Origin of the sequence: Balneatrix alpica DSM 16621 (assembly GCF_000619885.1) — a bacterium.
GTDB lineage: Bacteria > Pseudomonadota > Gammaproteobacteria > Pseudomonadales > Balneatricaceae > Balneatrix > Balneatrix alpica.
This window is the reverse complement of sequence record NZ_KK211039.1, coordinates 17,424-33,138: the sequence shown is the minus strand read 5'-3', so window position 1 is coordinate 33,138 and position 15,715 is coordinate 17,424. Positions and strand designations below refer to the sequence as shown.

The following is a 15,715-nucleotide window of genomic DNA, read 5'->3' as shown; positions in this document are numbered from 1 at the left end:
TTAACCTTCGTGCTGTAAATCAGGTTCAATATATTCATCCTCGAGGCCAGTTGAGGATATTTGCCCGACCGGCTCATCCAAATGCTCCCAATCCACCCCGCGGTATGCGCCATGCACATTCACCTCCAGTGCTGACATGGAGTGCACCGCTTGTGGATTTTGCTCCAACAAGTGAGCTGGCAAAGCAACTAATGAATCACTAAATCCCACTAAAGCAATATTGTGGCGACGGCAATGCTGCAACACCTTCTCCAGTGCTGATAACACAGCCATCTGCTGACGGGTAAGCTGCTCGGCCAGCTTGGGCTTGGCCTCTTCCCCTCGTCGCCGGCTAGAGGCCTGACGTATGGCATAACCATCATAATCAATGAGCTGTAAGGTCACATCTGGCTTACCCGACTTCTGTAACGCGCGCTTCGCCTCCTGAAACACTGCCTCGGCATGACAGCAGATGATGTCTTCCGCCGTACAACGGCGAATAGCTTCGCGGATATCCTCCAAACTCGCCAGCGGTGACAAATTTATATCCATGCCTATTCCTCAGCACTCAGGTTTGCCTGCAGTATAGCCAAAACTTCGCTACCCCCCTCAAAACCCACCCTTATCGGCTGCTTCTTACCAAGCTGGAGGACGGTTTAAGTTGACCTACATCAGCAGCCTCACAACTTTGCCAGCCTATAGTAAAAACTCTTTTGCTAACGCCATATCAACTAGCACCAGTACCACAGGATGACAAATTAGAAGGACTTCCTACCTTTATCTGCTCATCCCTCCTGGCTGGGCCATATTGAGAGGTCAGTATGAATTTAATCCATAAACTGCAACAGGATCACCACTACCTCAGCCAGGTACTGACTCATCTTCAACACCACCTTAATCAAGAGGCACCGGAACTCGCCCTGATTAATGAAGTACTGCTATTTATTGAAGATTATGCAGAGCAATATCATCACCCTATTGAAGACCAACTACTTAGCCATTTGAGCCAACACCTACCTCACCTTAACGAGATGCACCAGCACCTGCTCGTAGAGCACCTTCAACTACAAGAGCACACCGACCATCTCCGTGAGCAGCTCGCTCAAGCAGAACAAGGCAACTTATTACCCTGGCCACAGTTACGCCAAGCCGTGAGTAGCTGGATCAGCGCACAAAAGCATCATATCGAGAAAGAAGATCAGCATATGCTGCCACTACTGGAGGCAGGTTTGGCCCAACACCCTTTCCAAGCCGCCCCTTTACCCAAGGCATCCGTCTACCTCAGTGAACAATTTCGCCAGCTTTGTAATGAGCTCTAACCTCTAGCGCCCTGGCGCTGCCCTCACCCCAAAGAGATAAACAACTTTAAGATTGGAAGTGGGTAGGGTCCCCAGCGCCCACTCTCATTACCTCCGGCACTTCATCGGTTAATGCCACCACGGTTGTCGCTTCCAAACCACAATAACCACCGTCTATGATCAGATCCAACTGGTGCTCCAATGTTGCTCGAATCTCATAGGGATCGGTCATTGGCTGCTCATCACCCGGTAAAATCAGGGAGACACTCATCAGCGGCTCCCCCAGCTCCTCTAGCAGTGCTAAAGCAATCGGATTATCCGGCACCCGAATACCGATAGTACGCCTTTTTGGATGCAACAAACGCTTAGGAACTTCACGGGTAGCATTGAGAATAAAGGTATAGGCGCCAGGAGTATGGGCTTTCAGTAAGCGATAAGCCTGATTATCTACCTTGGCGTAAGTCGATAACTCAGACAGGTCACGGCACATCAGGGTGAAGTTATGTCTATCATCTAAACGCCGTAATTGTTTAATCCGCTCTAGTGCCTGCTTATCACCCATATGGCAACCCAAGGCATAGGCTGAATCCGTGGGATAGGCAATCACGCCCCCTTGCTGCAAAATCTCAACTGCCTGCTTAATCAAGCGCTTTTGCGGTGTTTCAGGGTGTATTTGAAAGAACTGGCTCATAAAAGGCTACCTTTCAGCCTGGTGGTTAGGGAAAGCATAGCACAATCAGATACTTAGCAAGTGCAGTCGAGAATAGAACACTCACCCAAGTCGTACGGCTACCGCCATAGTGTGTGAACTGGAGTTAACTCTTGGGGCAAGGCCGTAAAACGTCCTACCTGATGGTAAGGAGTAGCTGGACCATGGAAGTCACTCCCAGCAGAGGCCAACAACTCCAACTGCAGCGTCAGCTGACTTAAATAAGCTACCTCTTCACTCGATTGCAGACCATTGCATACCTCCACCGCCTGCCCACCTGCAGCTTTAAAGTCCTTCATCAACATTTTTAGCTTAGTATTACTCATGCGGTATTGCTTAGGGTGCGCCAGTACTGCCACGCCACCCGAGGCGTTAATCACGTCCACTGCATGGGTCAAATGTGGCCACTCTGCCTTTATATCCCCCACTTTGCCTGGACCAAGATATTTCTTAAACGCCTGAGCAATATCCTTTACATGCCCCTGCTCAACCATCCAGCGAGCGAAATGAGGACGACACAGCATACCGCCATCGGCATAGACCAACGCACCTTGCAAGGCGCCGGAAAAGCCCTTTTTATGCAAACGCTCGGCAATTTTTTCACCCCGTAACTGCCGCTGCAGAGCTATACCCTGGCAGTGCTGATAAATCGGCGCCTGTTGATCCAGTGATAAATTTAAACCTACAACGTGGATTAATTGATTCGACCACACGCAGGAAAGCTCCACCCCCGCAGCGGTGATACCATCCCACAAACAAACATGATCGTGATCCGTAATAAAAAAGGACTCAATCTGCTGAGCCTGTAATTCAGCCAGCAATTGTGAAGGGGTCAAAACACCATCGGATTCGGTGGTGTGGAGGTGGTAGTCAAACATAAGGAATCAATAATAAAAAAGCCGGGGCATCCCGGCTTTTTTTCGGCACTAAAAAGCTTAAGGAGCGGTACAGCCCTGAGGCAGAAACGCATTCTTCCATCCTGCCGGACGAGCAGTAATTGTACAAGTCCAAGTACCGTTTGCAGCACGGTTCAAGTTAACTACAGCAGCCAAAATAGCAGGATTACCTGCCAGTGTACAAGTTAGTGCAGGAGCCGCACCACCCCCAGCAGCAGGAGCCGCAACTGCAATAGCGGAGCAGCGTGTTGTGGGGCTTACCAAGCCCATATTATCAAGTGTATAGAAAGCTGCTGCCTGCCCGTCATTTACTGCCTGTTCATACGCAGTTTTAGCACCTGCTATATCTGCTAACCCTGTAGCCGTTTGAGATTTCGCTGTATAGTCCTGGTACTGAGGTATCGCGATAGCTGCCAAGATACCGATAATTGCTACCACAATCATCAGTTCAATTAGGGTAAAGCCCTGTTGTTTGGATTGAGCCATAGGCATGGCCGATTCTCCTATCTGTTATGGAACTTGTCCTTGAGTCAAAAAGCCACCGGCTGATGCCAGTAACCCCATCCGGTATGTCTATGATGTAGCAAATATTTGTGACTATTCAAGAGTCTAGATACACTCATGTGCAAATATGCCGCTTTACTTAACTCTTTGGCACGTCCGGAACAGCTCCGGTAGGCAATTTGAGGTCACAGATGCAGGGAATGATGGGGATCCCCTTCCAACCGGTGGGACTGGTGGGGCAACTGGTAAAAGCAGGCCTGATTACCGAGGCCCAGGCTAAGGAAGCCACGCGTAATGCCAATCAGCAGCAACAGCCCCTGCCCCTTTACCTGGTTGAACAACTTGGGGTGGATGAGCGTGCCCTAGCGGAGGCCATCTCCCGTGCTTTTAGCATGCCTTTACTTGATCTCGACAAGATGGACAAAGACCTTTGGCCAGTCGATCTGGTTAAAGACAAAGTTATTAACAAACACTTTGCCATCCCGATTTTTAAACGCGGCAAAAAGCTGTTTATTGCCGTCTGTGACCCCACGCAAAATCAGGCCATCAGCGAATTTAAATTCTCTACCAATATGCAGGTGGAGCCGGTCTTGGTCGAGGCGGGTAAACTGACCCGCACCATCGAAACCCTGTTTGACTCTACCGGCGAGGCTCTTGCAGGTTTTGATGATGCAGAACTGGCCAATGTCGAAGTTGCCGAAGATGGGGGCGGCCAGCTACAAGCCCTTGACCTGACGAATATGGGCACCGACGACGCCCCTGTGGTCAAGTTCGTCAATAAAATCCTGCTTGATGCAATCAAACGCGGTTCTTCGGATATCCACTTTGAGCCCTATGAGCGCATCTATCGGGTGCGCTGTCGCACTGATGGCGTCCTGCACGAGGTGAGTCGCCCTCCCGCCTCCCTCTCTAACCGGATTGCCGCCCGCCTTAAAGTCATGTCCCATATGGATATCTCTGAGCGGCGCATTCCCCAAGATGGCCGTATTAAACTCAAAATATCCCGTACCCGTGCTATCGACTTCCGCGTCAACACCCTTCCTACCCTTTGGGGGGAAAAAGTAGTACTGCGTATTCTCGACCCCAGCAGTGCTCAGCTGGGTATAGACGCTCTTGGCTATGAGCCAGAGCAGAAAGCCTTGTATATGGATGCCCTAAGCCAACCTCAGGGCATGATTCTGGTTACCGGCCCAACGGGCAGCGGTAAAACCGTGAGCCTGTATACCGGCCTGAATATCCTCAATACGCCAGAGCGTAATATTTCTACCGCTGAAGATCCGGTGGAAATCAACCTGGAAGGGGTCAATCAGGTCCATATCAGCAGTAAAGTCGGCCTAACCTTTGCCGAGGCACTGCGTTCGTTCTTACGCCAAGACCCCGATGTTGTCATGGTAGGGGAGATTCGCGACCTGGAAACCGCCGAAATCGCAGTCAAAGCCGCGCAAACTGGTCACTTGGTACTCTCTACCCTGCACACCAATAGTGCACCGGAAACCCTGACCCGTTTAGCCAATATGGGGGTACCGGCTTACAATATTGCTACCTCTGCCAGCTTGATTATCGCCCAGCGCCTGGCCCGCCGTCTGTGCTCACACTGCAAGGAAAGCGTTGAGGTACCCGCCCAAGTCCTACAAGAAGCCGGTTTTAAACCAGAGCAAATCCAGAGCGCCAAACTCTTTAAAGCAGTTGGCTGCACCCGCTGCCATCAGGGTTATAAAGGTCGGGTAGGTATCTATGAAGTGCTTAAGGTCACCCCTGCCATTCAGGAGGTGATTATGCGTAATGGTAATGCGCTGGATATTGCCCGCACTGCAATCAAAGAAGGCATGTCTGACTTGCGCCAATCCGGTATCCGTAAAGTATTGGCAGGCTTAATCAGCCTGGAAGAACTCAACCGAGTCATCAAGGAGTAATAGGCCATGGCGAAGGCGGCTGAGGTCAAAGTCAAAACCAAACCGGTTTTTCGCTGGTCAGGGGTAGATCACCAGGGGGAAAAGGTCAGCGGCGAGATTGAAGCCGCCTCCCTTGAAGCCGCCAAAGAGCAACTCAGCCAACAGCGGATTAAAATTCGCTCAGTCCGCAAAAAGGTGGAAATCGGTCTTTTTAGTGAAAAAAGCAAAAAGATCACCCCAATGGATCTGGCGGTATTTACCCGGCAATTGGCCACCATGATGCAAGCTGGGGTGCCCATCGTCCAGGCCTTCGACCTCGTAGCCGGCACTAGCCAAAAAGATCAAATGAAGCAGCTACTACGTCAACTCCGTGCGGAGGTAGCGGGGGGCAATCTAATCTCTTCCGCGATGCGTAAGCATCCGCAGTATTTTGATCCACTATTCTGCCAGCTGGTTATGGTGGGTGAGCAGTCCGGTACCCTGGATATTATGCTGGATCGTATTGCCAGCTATAAGGAAAAGACCGAACTGTTAAAAGGCAAAATTAAAAAGGCCATGACCTATCCCGCCGCAGTTGTGGTTGTAGCCATTATTGTAACTGGCATTTTATTAGTAAAAGTCGTACCTCAATTTGAAGCCATGTTCAAAGGTTTTGGAGCCGACCTGCCTGCTTTTACCCAAATGGTATTAGGCTTATCCGAAGTGGTGCAAGACTGGTGGTGGGCAGTGCTATTAGCTGCCGGTGGGGGAGTTTTTCTATTCCGTCGGGCAATGCGTATCAATGTGCAATTTCGCCATCAAGTACAACGTAAGACTCTCAGCTTACCTGTTATCGGTAAAATTCTGCATAACGCCTGTATTGCTCGCTTTTCCCGTACTCTGCATACCACCTATGCCTCAGGGGTACCAATGATCGAAGCCCTGACTTCCTCTGCTGGCGCCACCAATAATGCCTACTATGAGAAAGCGCTGTTACAGGCCAAGCGCGCTGTTGCCGGAGGACAAAGCCTACGCCTTTCCCTGCAAATGACTGGTATTCTGCCGCCAATGGTGATTCAAATGATTGGTATCGGCGAAGAAGCAGGTTCCCTGGAAATCATGCTGGATAAACTGGCCATCTATTATGAAGCCGAGGTTGATAATGCTATCGACTCTCTGACATCCCTGCTTGAGCCGATGATTATGGCGGTGATAGGGGTATTGGTGGGCGGGCTGATTATTGCTATGTATCTCCCTATTTTCCAACTCGGCTCGGTTGTTTAACAATGCAGCAAGCTTTAACCGACCCTGTTTGGGGCCCGGCACTGATTGCCCTTTTTGGCCTAATGTTTGGTAGTTTTTTTAATGTGGTGATCTACCGTCTGCCTCGTTGGCTACAACAGCAATGGCGGCAAGAATGCCAACTCTACCTTGATATGCCCAATGAACCAGCGCCTCGCTTTAATCTGTGCTGGCCAGCCTCCCATTGTCCGCACTGCCAGACGCCTCTGGCCTGGTGGCATAATCTTCCTCTAATCAGTTTTATCTTGCTCAGAGGGCGCTGCCAGCATTGCCAAGGAGCCATTAGCTGGCGTTATCCTCTGGTCGAACTCGGCACCGCCCTACTTTGGGGACTGATTTGGCTACAGCTAGGTGCAAACTGGTTAAGCCTGTGCCTAATCCTCGCTGCCAGCATGTTATGGATCTTGTTTTGGATTGACGCCGAACATCAACTGCTGCCGGATATTCTCACCCTCCCGTTACTCTGGGCCGGTTTACTCAGCACCAGCCTGACCGCCTACCAGCCGTTAGCGGATGCTGTCTGGGGCGCAACGCTGGGTTATCTCAGCCTGTGGAGTCTCTACTGGCTCTTTAAACTCGCCACTGGCAAAGAGGGTTTTGGCTATGGCGACTTCAAACTACTGGCGGCACTAGGCGCCTGGACCGGCCCCTGGACGTTACCCTGGCTACTGCTGGCCGCCTCGGTAACCGGCCTATTTTATGCTGGAGTTCTACGCGTTCTCGGCAAACTGGCCGCTGGCCAGGCCTTTGCCTTTGGCCCCGCCCTGGTCTTAGCAGGGGGAGCGATTCTCCTGCTTCAACATCTTTATCCCAGTCTATTACCCTGATGCCATGAACTCCTCTACTCCCATTTTTGGCCTGACTGGCGGCATCGGCAGTGGCAAAAGTGCAGCTGCCAAATTTTTCAATGAATTAGGTATTCAGTATGTTGATGCCGACCAACTCGCCCGTGAAGTGGTCGAACCAGATCAACCAGCCCTTCAGGCCATTGCCGACCATTTCGGCTCTGCATTAATCGATGAACAAGGCCAACTACGCCGCGCCCAATTACGCCAGATTATCTTTGCTGATCCGGCGGCCAAAACCTGGTTGGAGCAGCTACTTCATCCTTTAATTCGTCAACTACTAGAACAACGGCTAGCACTCTGCCCTCCCCCCTATGGCCTCTTGGTCAGCCCGCTCCTGTTTGAAACAGGGCAGGATCAACTGACCCAGGGAGTCATCGTGGTGGATGTCAGCGAGCAAACTCAACTGACCCGCACCCAACAGCGGGATCGCAACAGTGCCGAACAAGTCCGTGCCATCATGCAAAGCCAACTGCCACGCGAGCAGCGCTTACAGCAAGCCCGTTGGCGGTTAACTAACGAAGGCAGCTTGGCTGACTTGCAATCACAAATTCAGGCCTTAGATAAGCAACTACGCCAGCTAATCAATCAGCAAACACTATGACTCGTTACCCCTGCCCTCAGTGCAAACAAGACGTTACTTGGTCCAATCAAAATCCCTATCGCCCTTTTTGCAGTGAACGCTGCAAACTGATTGATCTGGGCAGCTGGGCCGATGGCAGCTATGCCATCCCTGCCACGCCCCAAGTCGAAGACTTTGGCGAAACCAGCGAAGACAGTTTTTTTATCGACCCCGATCAACCACCAGCACATTGATTACGCCCTAGGCTTAAACAGCAAACGGACAAACAAAAAAGGCCAAACAGACAAGCTGCTTGGCCTTTTTTCACACGCGCAAATGCCTTAGAGCACAGCGTCAGTCTTGGCAGCACAGATGAAATCATTCTTGTGCAAGCCGTTAATTTTGTGGGTCCACCAAGTGACTGTCACCTTACCCCACTCGGTCAACAAGCCGGGGTGATGCCCTTCTTGTTCAGCCATTTCCCCTACCCGATTGGTAAAGGCCAAAGCTTCTTTAAAGTTTTTGAAGGTAAACACACGCTCCAACTGGCCAATCCCTTCGACCTCAATCAAGCGCCACTCGGGGATTTCTTTTAACAGTTCCTGCGCTTCCTCGGCGGTGACCAGGGGGGCACCAATACGGCACACTTCGCAGGTTGCTTCACATAAAGACATGGTCGGCTCCTTATTGTTATCGCCTATCAATTACTAATGCCTAAAATGGGCAGCCCAAGAGGGCATGCCCACATCATAACCATGATTAAAACGAAGCCCTAGCCCCAAGATGAAAATTTTCAACATCCGTTGAGGATTAAGCGAAAAGCGTTTCACTGTAAAGCATCCGAAGGCTGTATAGACGGGTACCAAATCCTGACCGACTATGCTGAAATAACCGCTATTTAAGCTTGAGCAAGGAGCTATGCGCCGATGACGGCTATTCTGTTCAATATTGGTCAAGCCCCAGCCGATGCCAAGCATTTGGCCGACCTATTGGGTGCGGAGCTAGGTGAACTGGAGCAACGCCAGTTTCCTGATCAAGAGCATTATTTACGCCTACACCAGGAGGTGTCAGGCAAGGAAGTTATATTCTTCTGCTCATTATTCTTACCAGAAGCCAAGCTCCTGCCCCTGCTGTTTCTTGCCGCCCATTGCCGCAGTCAGGGAGCACGTCAGGTAGGTTTGATCACCCCCTACCTCAGTTATATGCGTCAGGATCAAGCCTTTAATCCCGGTGAGGTGGTCACCTCACGCAGTTTTGCCAACCTGCTCTCTGCCCATTTGGATTATCTGGTTACCCTGGACCCTCACTTACATCGCTACCCTTGTCTAAGTGAGATCTATCAATGTCGCACCCAGGCGGTTGCCGCTGCCCCGGCCATTAGCGCCTGGCTGGCCCAACAACAGCAAGACTTTATCCTGATCGGACCCGATCAAGAGAGCCAACAATGGGTCGAAGCGGTCGCCACCCCCCTACAGATGCCCTGGTTAGTACTGCATAAAGATCGTTACGGCGATCGCGATGTCCGTATTTCTCAGCTCAATTTGCAGGACTATCCTCACCACCGCCCAGTGGTGCTGGATGACATTATCTCCAGCGGCAAAACCATGCTCGGTGCACTGGAGCAAATTCCAGCGCAAAGCCAGCATCGCCCCCTGTGTATTGGTATTCATGGTGTCTTTGCTGATCACGCCTATGCCGAACTCAGCACCCTGGCCCAAGTCATCACCTGCAACTCCTTACCCCACCCCAGTAATCAGATTGATATTTACCCGCTGCTGGCTGAGGCGACCCGTCAGTGCTGGCTACCCCATGCGCTCGGTTGAGCAAGACTTTGCCTATCAACCGGGCTTTCTCAGCCCGGTGCAAAGCCAAACCCTGCTAAAAGCTTTACTCCAGGCGCCGATTTGGAACCAACCCTCCATTCAGGTATTTGGCCACTGGCATCCTATCCCCCGTCTACAGGCCTGGATGGGGGATGTGCATTATCGCTACGCAGGGCTGACGCTGCCGCCAACCCCCTGGCACCCCCAGGTGCAACAACTGCGTGAGCACTTAAGCACACACCTGCAGCAACCCTTCAACTCGGTTTTACTCAACCTCTATCGCAGTGGCCAAGATAAGATGGGGTGGCACGCCGATGATGAACCTGAGCTTGATCGCACTGCCGCCATTGCCAGCATCAGCCTGGGGGCCATGCGTGCCTTCCACCTTCGTCACCAAGGACATAGCCGCAGCCACAGTAAAATCTGGCTGGAGGATGGCAGCCTTCTGATTATGCGGCCTGGCAGCCAGCAACACTGGCAGCATGCTCTTCCCGCCAGCCGTCGTTGCCAGGCACCTCGAATTAACCTGACCTTTCGGCACATCAATATTTGCCCACCTCACCACAAGGACCTGCCATGAATGCCACCCAGGAACTCATGCGTCGCCATACCTCAGTGCGCAAATTCCTGCCCGACGCCATTAGCGATGAGCAACTACAGCACTGGATCCAAGCTGGACAACAGGCTTCCACCTCCAGCTTTATCCAAGCAACCAGCGTCATTCGGGTACGTAACCCCACAACCCGTTGCCAACTCGCCGAGCTGGCGGGCCAGCAGGAATATGTTGCCAGTGCTCCGCTATTACTGGTGTTCTGCGCCGATCTGCTGCGGGCCAGCACCCTGGCCGAACAGCAACTGAGCCAACCCCTGCCCCAGGGTTATATCGAGCACCTGCTGATAGCCACCGTTGATACCGCGCTCTTTGCCCAGAATGTGATGCTGGCTGCTGAGTCGGAGCAGTATGGCGGGGTCTTTATTGGTGGCATTCGCAATGCCCCCCAACAGGTCGCTGAGCTGCTGGCTCTGCCATCTTTGGTGTACCCAGTATTTGCCATGTGCTTGGGCAAGCCTGATCAAGCACCCAGCCTGCGTCCACGCTTACCCACTGACTTGGTATTAATGGAAGAGCGCTACCAGCCTCTGCAGCCGGAAGATCCACGCCTGCACCAATACGATGCCGAAGTACGCCAGTATTACCGCGAGCGCAGTGGCGGCAAAAAAGACATGAGCTGGAGTGAGCAGATGGCACAGCTACTCGGCAAGGAGGCCCGCCCCCACATGTTGGCCTTTTTACACAACCAAGGTTTTGCCTTGCGCTGAGCAGGGGGCAGCCAAACAAAAGCAGCCAGGGTCACTCCCCTGGCTGACAGTACGCATTAGTCCGATAACTTCGCCACATATTGCGCTAACCAGGTTGCACTGGCGGCGACTGGGTCCGATTCTTCACAGGCGTCGATAATCAGGGCCGCCTGCACTGCCGGTACCGCCATTTCCGCAAACACCTCGATAAACTTACGTCCTGCACCTGCAAAGGTATCGCCATAGGATGAATCTCCCAGGGCAATCACATCCGCATAACGCCCTGTCACCTGCGGCAACGTATCACGCAGCTGGTAATACACCAGATTCAAAGGATCGGGCACATCCCCCTGGCCCGTGGTTGAGGTGCATACCAGCACATGAGTCCAATCCTGCTGATAGGCATCCGCCTCAAGCGGCATCAACTGAGCCTGATGCCCAGCTTGTTGCAGCCGCTGTAACGCCTGTTGCGCGACCGCCTCTGCCCCGCCGAATACGGAGCCAACCCAAATACCTACTTTGGCCATGTTCTTTCCCTTTGCGTAAAGCCTTTTAGCAAGACTAACCTCGGCTTTTTACCTTTCCAAGTCTTGATCCAGATCAATCACAAAACTCAAAAAGTATTATTACTGATACAAAGTTTGATAATCATTATCATTAGTACTACACTGCCGAGCCTGCTCACATCAAGGAATCCAAGAGGTTGAACATGCTCAAACCCAGTCTGCTTTCCGTTGCTGTGGCCCTGGCCGCATCCTCCCCTCTCCTGCTACAGGCTGACAATTCCGTCAAGCCAGAAGCCGTTGTCAGCCACTATGCCGACATCGCCCTAGCTGGCTATCAGGACAGCCTTAGCACCGCAGAAACACTACTGAGCGCTGTCCAAAAGCTGGTTGCTGAGCCCACGGAAGCAAACTTGCAATTGGCCAGAGAGGCCTGGATCGCCGCCCGCGTACCCTATCAGCAGACTGAGGTATACCGCTTTGGCAACGCTATCGTGGATGAGTGGGAAGGCAAAGTGAATGCCTGGCCCTTGGATGAAGGCCTGATCGACTATGTTGCTCAAGCCAGCTATGGCGACAGCTCCGATGAGAATCCCCTCTACAGCGCCAATGTCATTGCCAACCCGACACTCAGCATTAATGGCAAAAACATTGATGCCAGCACGATTGATAAGAAGCTGTTGGCCGAGGTGCTGCATGAAGCAGAAGAAGTCGAGGCAAACGTTGCCACCGGCTATCACGCCATTGAATTTCTCCTCTGGGGCCAGGATCTCAACGGCACCTCACCGGGTGCGGGCCAGCGTCCCGCCACAGACTACGATACCGCCAACTGCACGGGTGGAAACTGTGATCGCCGTGGCCAATACCTGGTCGCAGCCACTGAGCTACTGATTGATGACCTAAAAGAGATGGTTGCCAATTGGCAAGCTGAAGGTGCAGCACGCCAAGAACTGCTGAATAAACCTGCTGCCGAAGGCCTCGCTACCATGCTGACCGGCATGGGCTCCCTGGCTTACGGTGAGCTGGCGGGTGAACGTACCAAGCTCGGTTTGATGCTGCATGATCCGGAAGAAGAGCATGACTGCTTCTCCGACAACACCCACTGGTCGCATTACTATGATGCCAAGGGTATCCAGAATGTGTACCTGGGTCAGTATCAGCGCGTCAACGGTGACGTCGTCCAGGGCCCCAGCCTGGCTGATCTGGTGAAGATGAAGGATGCCCAGCTGGATACTGCTATGCGTCAACGCCTGCAGGCCACTGAAAGCGCCGCTCAGGCGATGGTTGATCAAGCCAAGCAGGGCAATACCTTCGATGTCCTGATCGGCGCAGGTAACCAGGAAGGGAATCAGATTGTGCAGAACTTCGTTGACTCCCTCACCCAGGAAGCTCGCACCCTGGAACAGCTGGTCGCCAAGCTGGATGCCGCCGCCATCAGCATTGAAGGCTCTGATAGCCTGGATAACCTCAGCGCCGTTAGCCAATAACGCCCGTTTGGAGAGGGTTTCGGCCCTCTCCAACTTCCTCTCAACTTGCCTGACCAGCCAAGACTGCAGGGTGACCTCACCCTTGCTGAGTCCCTAGCCATCATGATGCCGTTGATTGCCACTCTCCTCAGTCTTTGCTTAAGCCTCGTTGCCCTAAGCAGCACCGCACAGCCCGCAGCCGGTGGTAATACCAGCTATTTAGGCGGATTAGATCAACGCGGTTTTCAGCACCCTTCCACCAATCTCAGCCTAGAGGCACGCCTTAACTTTCGTATCGGTGAGAGCCTGTTTCAAAAACTCTGGGTGGCATCCCCTTCCTCCACCACCGCCAGCGATGGTCTCGGCCCACTGTTTAATGCCCGTTCCTGTCATGGTTGTCATCTGCAAGGTGGTCGCGGCAAAGCCGTTAATACGGAACATCCTTTTGGCCCCGGCAGCCTGATCCGCCTTAGCCAACCCGCAGATGCCAGCCTACAGGCGGCGATGCAAGCCGGTCTGCAGGTCAATCAGGCTGACCCTCTCTACGGCCATCAACTACAACCCCGGGCACTGCCGGGACTCACGCCAGAAGCAGAGCTCAACATTCGCTATCAGGAACAGATCGTCGAGCTGGCTGATGGTAGCCAGGTGTCATTGCGGCAACCCAAGATTTTGCTGACTTGGCTACAGGGGCAGCCAGCCTCCCCACCCCACACCAGCCTGCGTATTGCCCCTGGTATGCAGGGGCTTGGTCTGCTGGAGGCCATTGCCAGTGAAGACATCCTCGCTCTAGCAGATCCTGACGATCGCAATGGTGATGGCATTTCTGGCCGTCCCAACTGGGTATGGAGCCGCGCCCATCAGCAAACACTACTCGGTCGCTTTGGCTGGAAGGCCGGACAAGCCAGCCTACTCGATCAAAATGCCGCCGCCCTGAATGGTGATCTTGGCCTGAGCAATCCGCTTTACCCCAATCCTGCAGGGGACTGCAGCCCCCAACAACAAACCTGCCTGGAGCAGCCCCACGGCAATACCGTCGCCCAGGACAACCTGGAGGTATCCAGCGTCCAGGCGGAGCTATTACGTTTCTACACCCGTCATCTAGCCCCCCTGGCAGCATCTGCCCCACAGGATAGGGAGCAACGCCAAGCAGGTGAGCAAGTTTTTCATCAGTTAGGTTGTCAGCAATGCCATCGCCCGCAGTGGCAAACCAGCAGCACACCCACCCTGCTCAGCGATGATCCTGCCTTACTGCAACAGACTATTTATCCCTACACCGATTTGTTGCTGCACGATATGGGCCCAGGCCTTGCTGACCCCCATCAGGAATACCAGGCCTTAGGACAGGAATGGCGCACCCCTCCTCTATGGGGGCTCGGCGCGGCCTTACGCCTGACCCCGCAAACCGGCTTATTGCATGATGGCCGTGCCCGTACTCTGGCAGAAGCCATCCTTTGGCATGACGGCGAAGCCCGCCAAGCTCAACAGGCTTATCGACACCTCTCTAGCGCACAACGCCAAGCCCTGCACCTGTTTTTGGAGTCTCTATGATGATGACGATTGCTTTTACCGCCCTGGGGAGAATTAGCCAGCTTGCCAAACGCCTTCTTGGCACTTACCGCCCCTTGCCGTTAGGGCTACTCTGCTTGCTAAGCTTGGCCAGTCTGCACGCCCAGGCCATACCGTCTATCGAGCAACAGCAACGCCAGAGTCTTATCCTGGCAGAACAGGTCTTATTACCTGGTTATCGCCAGCTCGCCCAACGCAATCACATCCTGCAGCAGAGCTGGCAGGCCTTCTGTGCCGGACAACAAAGCCTCAGCCAACTGCAGCAGGATCTGCGCCTTAGCCTGCAAGCCTGGGGCTATTTACAAGCCATTAACTGGGGGCCAGTGGAACACCAGCATCGCTATACAGCCCTCTACTTTTGGCCTGATAAAAAAGACATTGCCAGCCGCCAACTGCGCAGCCTACTAAACAATGAAGACCCTGCAGCACTGCAACCTGACTACTTTGCCGAGGCTAGCGTGGCAGTCAGTGGCTTAAGCGCACTGGAGCGTCTGGCTTTTGCTGATCCCGCCCTCACTCCCAACAGCTATGCCTGCCAACTTGGCCTGGCCATCAGCCACAATACCCTCAACATCAGTCAAGCACTGCTGACAGAGTGGCCAGCCTACTTAGCGCGCTGGCAGCAAGACTCGGCTCTCGGCATTCGTCTACTGGTGAAAAGTCTGCATGAGAGCGTACAGGTGATGTACCAGCTCAAACTCGCGCAGCCACTGGGCTCCAGTGCCGAGCGGGCACGCCTGAGCCGCGCTGAAGCCTGGCGCAGTCAAGCGTCGCTAAACATGCTGACAGCCAACCTGCAACTTCTGGAAGCTCTCTGGGGTAATCAACAACAAGGCATCGCCAGCCTGCTCTACGGTCCAGGTGGCGATGTGGAGCTGGCGTTGCTGGTCAGCAGTCAGCTGCAATTGATCAGACAGCAAGTCGATAGTCTGACTCTCCCCTTTGCAACCCTATTGCAGGATCGACAGGGACGTGCCCAGTTGCTGATGCTCAGTGCCAACCTTGAGTCGCTGCAAAACCAACTAGCCGAATACGTTAGCGCTGCCCTGGGCATCATCCTCGGCTTTAACAGCCGTGACGGGGATTAAC

18 protein-coding genes are annotated in these 15,715 nt (G+C 53.2%); 12 read left to right on the top strand and 6 right to left on the bottom strand.

What is annotated here, in order from left to right; all coding sequences use genetic code 11:
• Positions 1-531 carry a hypothetical protein gene (locus Q334_RS18655; RefSeq protein WP_051527684.1) on the bottom strand — a complete coding sequence of 177 codons (531 nt, stop codon included), beginning with the start codon at positions 529-531 and terminating at the stop codon, positions 1-3.
• A gap of 269 nt (positions 532-800) precedes the next feature.
• Here Q334_RS18655 and Q334_RS0109580 point away from each other — a divergent pair, with 269 nt between their 5' ends.
• Complete coding sequence (locus tag Q334_RS0109580; RefSeq protein WP_027313020.1) at positions 801-1,298, top strand: hemerythrin domain-containing protein; 498 nt, start codon at positions 801-803, stop codon at positions 1,296-1,298.
• A 46-nt stretch (positions 1,299-1,344) separates the two neighbouring features.
• Here the strand turns inward: Q334_RS0109580 and Q334_RS0109575 are convergent, their stop codons facing one another.
• The 3 genes from Q334_RS0109575 to Q334_RS0109565 form a co-directional block, all read right to left on the bottom strand.
• Positions 1,345-1,968 carry an L-threonylcarbamoyladenylate synthase gene (locus tag Q334_RS0109575; RefSeq protein WP_027313019.1) on the bottom strand — a complete coding sequence of 208 codons (624 nt, stop codon included), beginning with the start codon at positions 1,966-1,968 and terminating at the stop codon, positions 1,345-1,347.
• Between the two features lie 98 nt (positions 1,969-2,066).
• A complete protein-coding gene (locus Q334_RS0109570; RefSeq protein ID WP_027313018.1) occupies positions 2,067-2,864 on the bottom strand; it encodes a PHP domain-containing protein in 798 nt (265 codons plus the stop codon).
• A 57-nt stretch (positions 2,865-2,921) separates the two neighbouring features.
• The gene (locus Q334_RS0109565) at positions 2,922-3,374 is read right to left on the bottom strand and encodes a pilin (RefSeq protein WP_281173001.1); all 453 of its coding nucleotides are present in this window, start codon (positions 3,372-3,374) and stop codon (positions 2,922-2,924) included.
• A gap of 215 nt (positions 3,375-3,589) precedes the next feature.
• Between Q334_RS0109565 and pilB the strand changes: the two genes are divergently transcribed.
• Genes pilB through Q334_RS0109540 form a run of 5 tightly spaced genes read left to right on the top strand, consistent with a single transcriptional unit; the run spans position 3,590 to position 8,220 of the window.
• A complete protein-coding gene (pilB, locus tag Q334_RS0109560; protein ID WP_407059841.1) occupies positions 3,590-5,299 on the top strand; it encodes a type IV-A pilus assembly ATPase PilB in 1,710 nt (569 codons plus the stop codon).
• Positions 5,300-5,305: 6 nt separating this feature from the next.
• On the top strand, positions 5,306-6,541 hold the full coding sequence (locus tag Q334_RS0109555; RefSeq protein ID WP_027313015.1) for a type II secretion system F family protein: 1,236 nt from the start codon (positions 5,306-5,308) through the stop codon (positions 6,539-6,541).
• Between the two features lie 2 nt (positions 6,542-6,543).
• Positions 6,544-7,386: a prepilin peptidase gene (locus tag Q334_RS0109550; RefSeq protein WP_027313014.1), complete on the top strand. Its 843-nt coding sequence runs from the start codon at positions 6,544-6,546 to the stop codon at positions 7,384-7,386.
• A 4-nt stretch (positions 7,387-7,390) separates the two neighbouring features.
• Positions 7,391-8,008 (top strand): dephospho-CoA kinase, encoded by a 618-nt coding sequence (gene coaE / locus Q334_RS0109545; RefSeq protein ID WP_027313013.1) that lies wholly within the window; start codon positions 7,391-7,393, stop codon positions 8,006-8,008.
• Positions 8,005-8,220 (top strand): DNA gyrase inhibitor YacG, encoded by a 216-nt coding sequence (locus Q334_RS0109540; RefSeq protein ID WP_027313012.1) that lies wholly within the window; start codon positions 8,005-8,007, stop codon positions 8,218-8,220. Before coaE ends, Q334_RS0109540 begins: the two co-directional genes overlap by 4 nt.
• Positions 8,221-8,307: 87 nt before the next feature.
• Here the strand turns inward: Q334_RS0109540 and Q334_RS0109535 are convergent, their stop codons facing one another.
• Positions 8,308-8,640, bottom strand: a complete 333-nt coding sequence (locus Q334_RS0109535; protein ID WP_027313011.1) for a 4a-hydroxytetrahydrobiopterin dehydratase — start codon at positions 8,638-8,640, stop codon at positions 8,308-8,310.
• 252 nt (positions 8,641-8,892) lie between these two features.
• Here Q334_RS0109535 and Q334_RS0109530 point away from each other — a divergent pair, with 252 nt between their 5' ends.
• Genes Q334_RS0109530 through nfsA form a run of 3 tightly spaced genes read left to right on the top strand, consistent with a single transcriptional unit; the run spans position 8,893 to position 11,109 of the window.
• Positions 8,893-9,789 carry a ribose-phosphate diphosphokinase gene (locus Q334_RS0109530; RefSeq protein ID WP_027313010.1) on the top strand — a complete coding sequence of 299 codons (897 nt, stop codon included), beginning with the start codon at positions 8,893-8,895 and terminating at the stop codon, positions 9,787-9,789.
• On the top strand, positions 9,776-10,369 hold the full coding sequence (locus tag Q334_RS0109525) for an alpha-ketoglutarate-dependent dioxygenase AlkB family protein (protein ID WP_027313009.1): 594 nt from the start codon (positions 9,776-9,778) through the stop codon (positions 10,367-10,369). The genes Q334_RS0109530 and Q334_RS0109525 overlap by 14 nt, the downstream gene beginning before the upstream one ends.
• Complete coding sequence (gene nfsA / locus Q334_RS0109520) at positions 10,366-11,109, top strand: oxygen-insensitive NADPH nitroreductase (RefSeq protein WP_027313008.1); 744 nt, start codon at positions 10,366-10,368, stop codon at positions 11,107-11,109. The genes Q334_RS0109525 and nfsA overlap by 4 nt, the downstream gene beginning before the upstream one ends.
• Before the next feature lie 56 nt (positions 11,110-11,165).
• Here nfsA and Q334_RS0109515 read toward each other — a convergent pair whose 3' ends face one another.
• Positions 11,166-11,615 carry a flavodoxin domain-containing protein gene (locus Q334_RS0109515; RefSeq protein ID WP_027313007.1) on the bottom strand — a complete coding sequence of 150 codons (450 nt, stop codon included), beginning with the start codon at positions 11,613-11,615 and terminating at the stop codon, positions 11,166-11,168.
• A 182-nt stretch (positions 11,616-11,797) separates the two neighbouring features.
• Between Q334_RS0109515 and Q334_RS0109510 the strand changes: the two genes are divergently transcribed.
• The 3 genes from Q334_RS0109510 (at position 11,798) to Q334_RS0109500 (ending at position 15,714) form a co-directional block, all read left to right on the top strand.
• Positions 11,798-13,078, top strand: coding sequence for an imelysin family protein (locus tag Q334_RS0109510; RefSeq protein ID WP_035461284.1), 1,281 nt, complete (start codon positions 11,798-11,800; stop codon positions 13,076-13,078).
• A 102-nt stretch (positions 13,079-13,180) separates the two neighbouring features.
• On the top strand, positions 13,181-14,608 hold the full coding sequence (locus Q334_RS0109505; RefSeq protein WP_051527683.1) for a di-heme oxidoreductase family protein: 1,428 nt from the start codon (positions 13,181-13,183) through the stop codon (positions 14,606-14,608).
• Positions 14,605-15,714 (top strand): imelysin family protein, encoded by a 1,110-nt coding sequence (locus Q334_RS0109500; protein ID WP_027313004.1) that lies wholly within the window; start codon positions 14,605-14,607, stop codon positions 15,712-15,714. The genes Q334_RS0109505 and Q334_RS0109500 overlap by 4 nt, the downstream gene beginning before the upstream one ends.
• The last annotated feature ends 1 nt before the right edge of the window (position 15,715 follow it).

Bases quoted from the DNA above. Each gene is read 5' to 3' on its own strand.
- Q334_RS0109550 (WP_027313014.1), top strand. From the start codon at position 6,544: ATGCAGCAAGCTTTAACCGACCCTGTTTGGGGCCCGGCACTGATTGCC.
- Q334_RS0109525 (WP_027313009.1), top strand. From the start codon at position 9,776: ATGCGCTCGGTTGAGCAAGACTTTGCCTATCAACCGGGCTTTCTCAGC.
- Q334_RS0109570 (WP_027313018.1), bottom strand. From the start codon at position 2,864: ATGTTTGACTACCACCTCCACACCACCGAATCCGATGGTGTTTTGACC.
- Q334_RS0109500 (WP_027313004.1), top strand. From the start codon at position 14,605: ATGATGATGACGATTGCTTTTACCGCCCTGGGGAGAATTAGCCAGCTT.
- Q334_RS0109580 (WP_027313020.1), top strand. From the start codon at position 801: ATGAATTTAATCCATAAACTGCAACAGGATCACCACTACCTCAGCCAG.
- Q334_RS0109515 (WP_027313007.1), bottom strand. From the start codon at position 11,615: ATGGCCAAAGTAGGTATTTGGGTTGGCTCCGTATTCGGCGGGGCAGAG.
- Q334_RS0109565 (WP_281173001.1), bottom strand. From the start codon at position 3,374: ATGCCTATGGCTCAATCCAAACAACAGGGCTTTACCCTAATTGAACTG.
- pilB (WP_407059841.1), top strand. From the start codon at position 3,590: ATGGGGATCCCCTTCCAACCGGTGGGACTGGTGGGGCAACTGGTAAAA.
- Q334_RS0109505 (WP_051527683.1), top strand. From the start codon at position 13,181: ATGATGCCGTTGATTGCCACTCTCCTCAGTCTTTGCTTAAGCCTCGTT.
- Q334_RS0109530 (WP_027313010.1), top strand. From the start codon at position 8,893: ATGACGGCTATTCTGTTCAATATTGGTCAAGCCCCAGCCGATGCCAAG.
- nfsA (WP_027313008.1), top strand. From the start codon at position 10,366: ATGAATGCCACCCAGGAACTCATGCGTCGCCATACCTCAGTGCGCAAA.
- Q334_RS0109535 (WP_027313011.1), bottom strand. From the start codon at position 8,640: ATGTCTTTATGTGAAGCAACCTGCGAAGTGTGCCGTATTGGTGCCCCC.
- Q334_RS0109540 (WP_027313012.1), top strand. From the start codon at position 8,005: ATGACTCGTTACCCCTGCCCTCAGTGCAAACAAGACGTTACTTGGTCC.
- Q334_RS0109510 (WP_035461284.1), top strand. From the start codon at position 11,798: ATGCTCAAACCCAGTCTGCTTTCCGTTGCTGTGGCCCTGGCCGCATCC.
- coaE (WP_027313013.1), top strand. From the start codon at position 7,391: ATGAACTCCTCTACTCCCATTTTTGGCCTGACTGGCGGCATCGGCAGT.
- Q334_RS18655 (WP_051527684.1), bottom strand. From the start codon at position 531: ATGGATATAAATTTGTCACCGCTGGCGAGTTTGGAGGATATCCGCGAA.
- Q334_RS0109555 (WP_027313015.1), top strand. From the start codon at position 5,306: ATGGCGAAGGCGGCTGAGGTCAAAGTCAAAACCAAACCGGTTTTTCGC.
- Q334_RS0109575 (WP_027313019.1), bottom strand. From the start codon at position 1,968: ATGAGCCAGTTCTTTCAAATACACCCTGAAACACCGCAAAAGCGCTTG.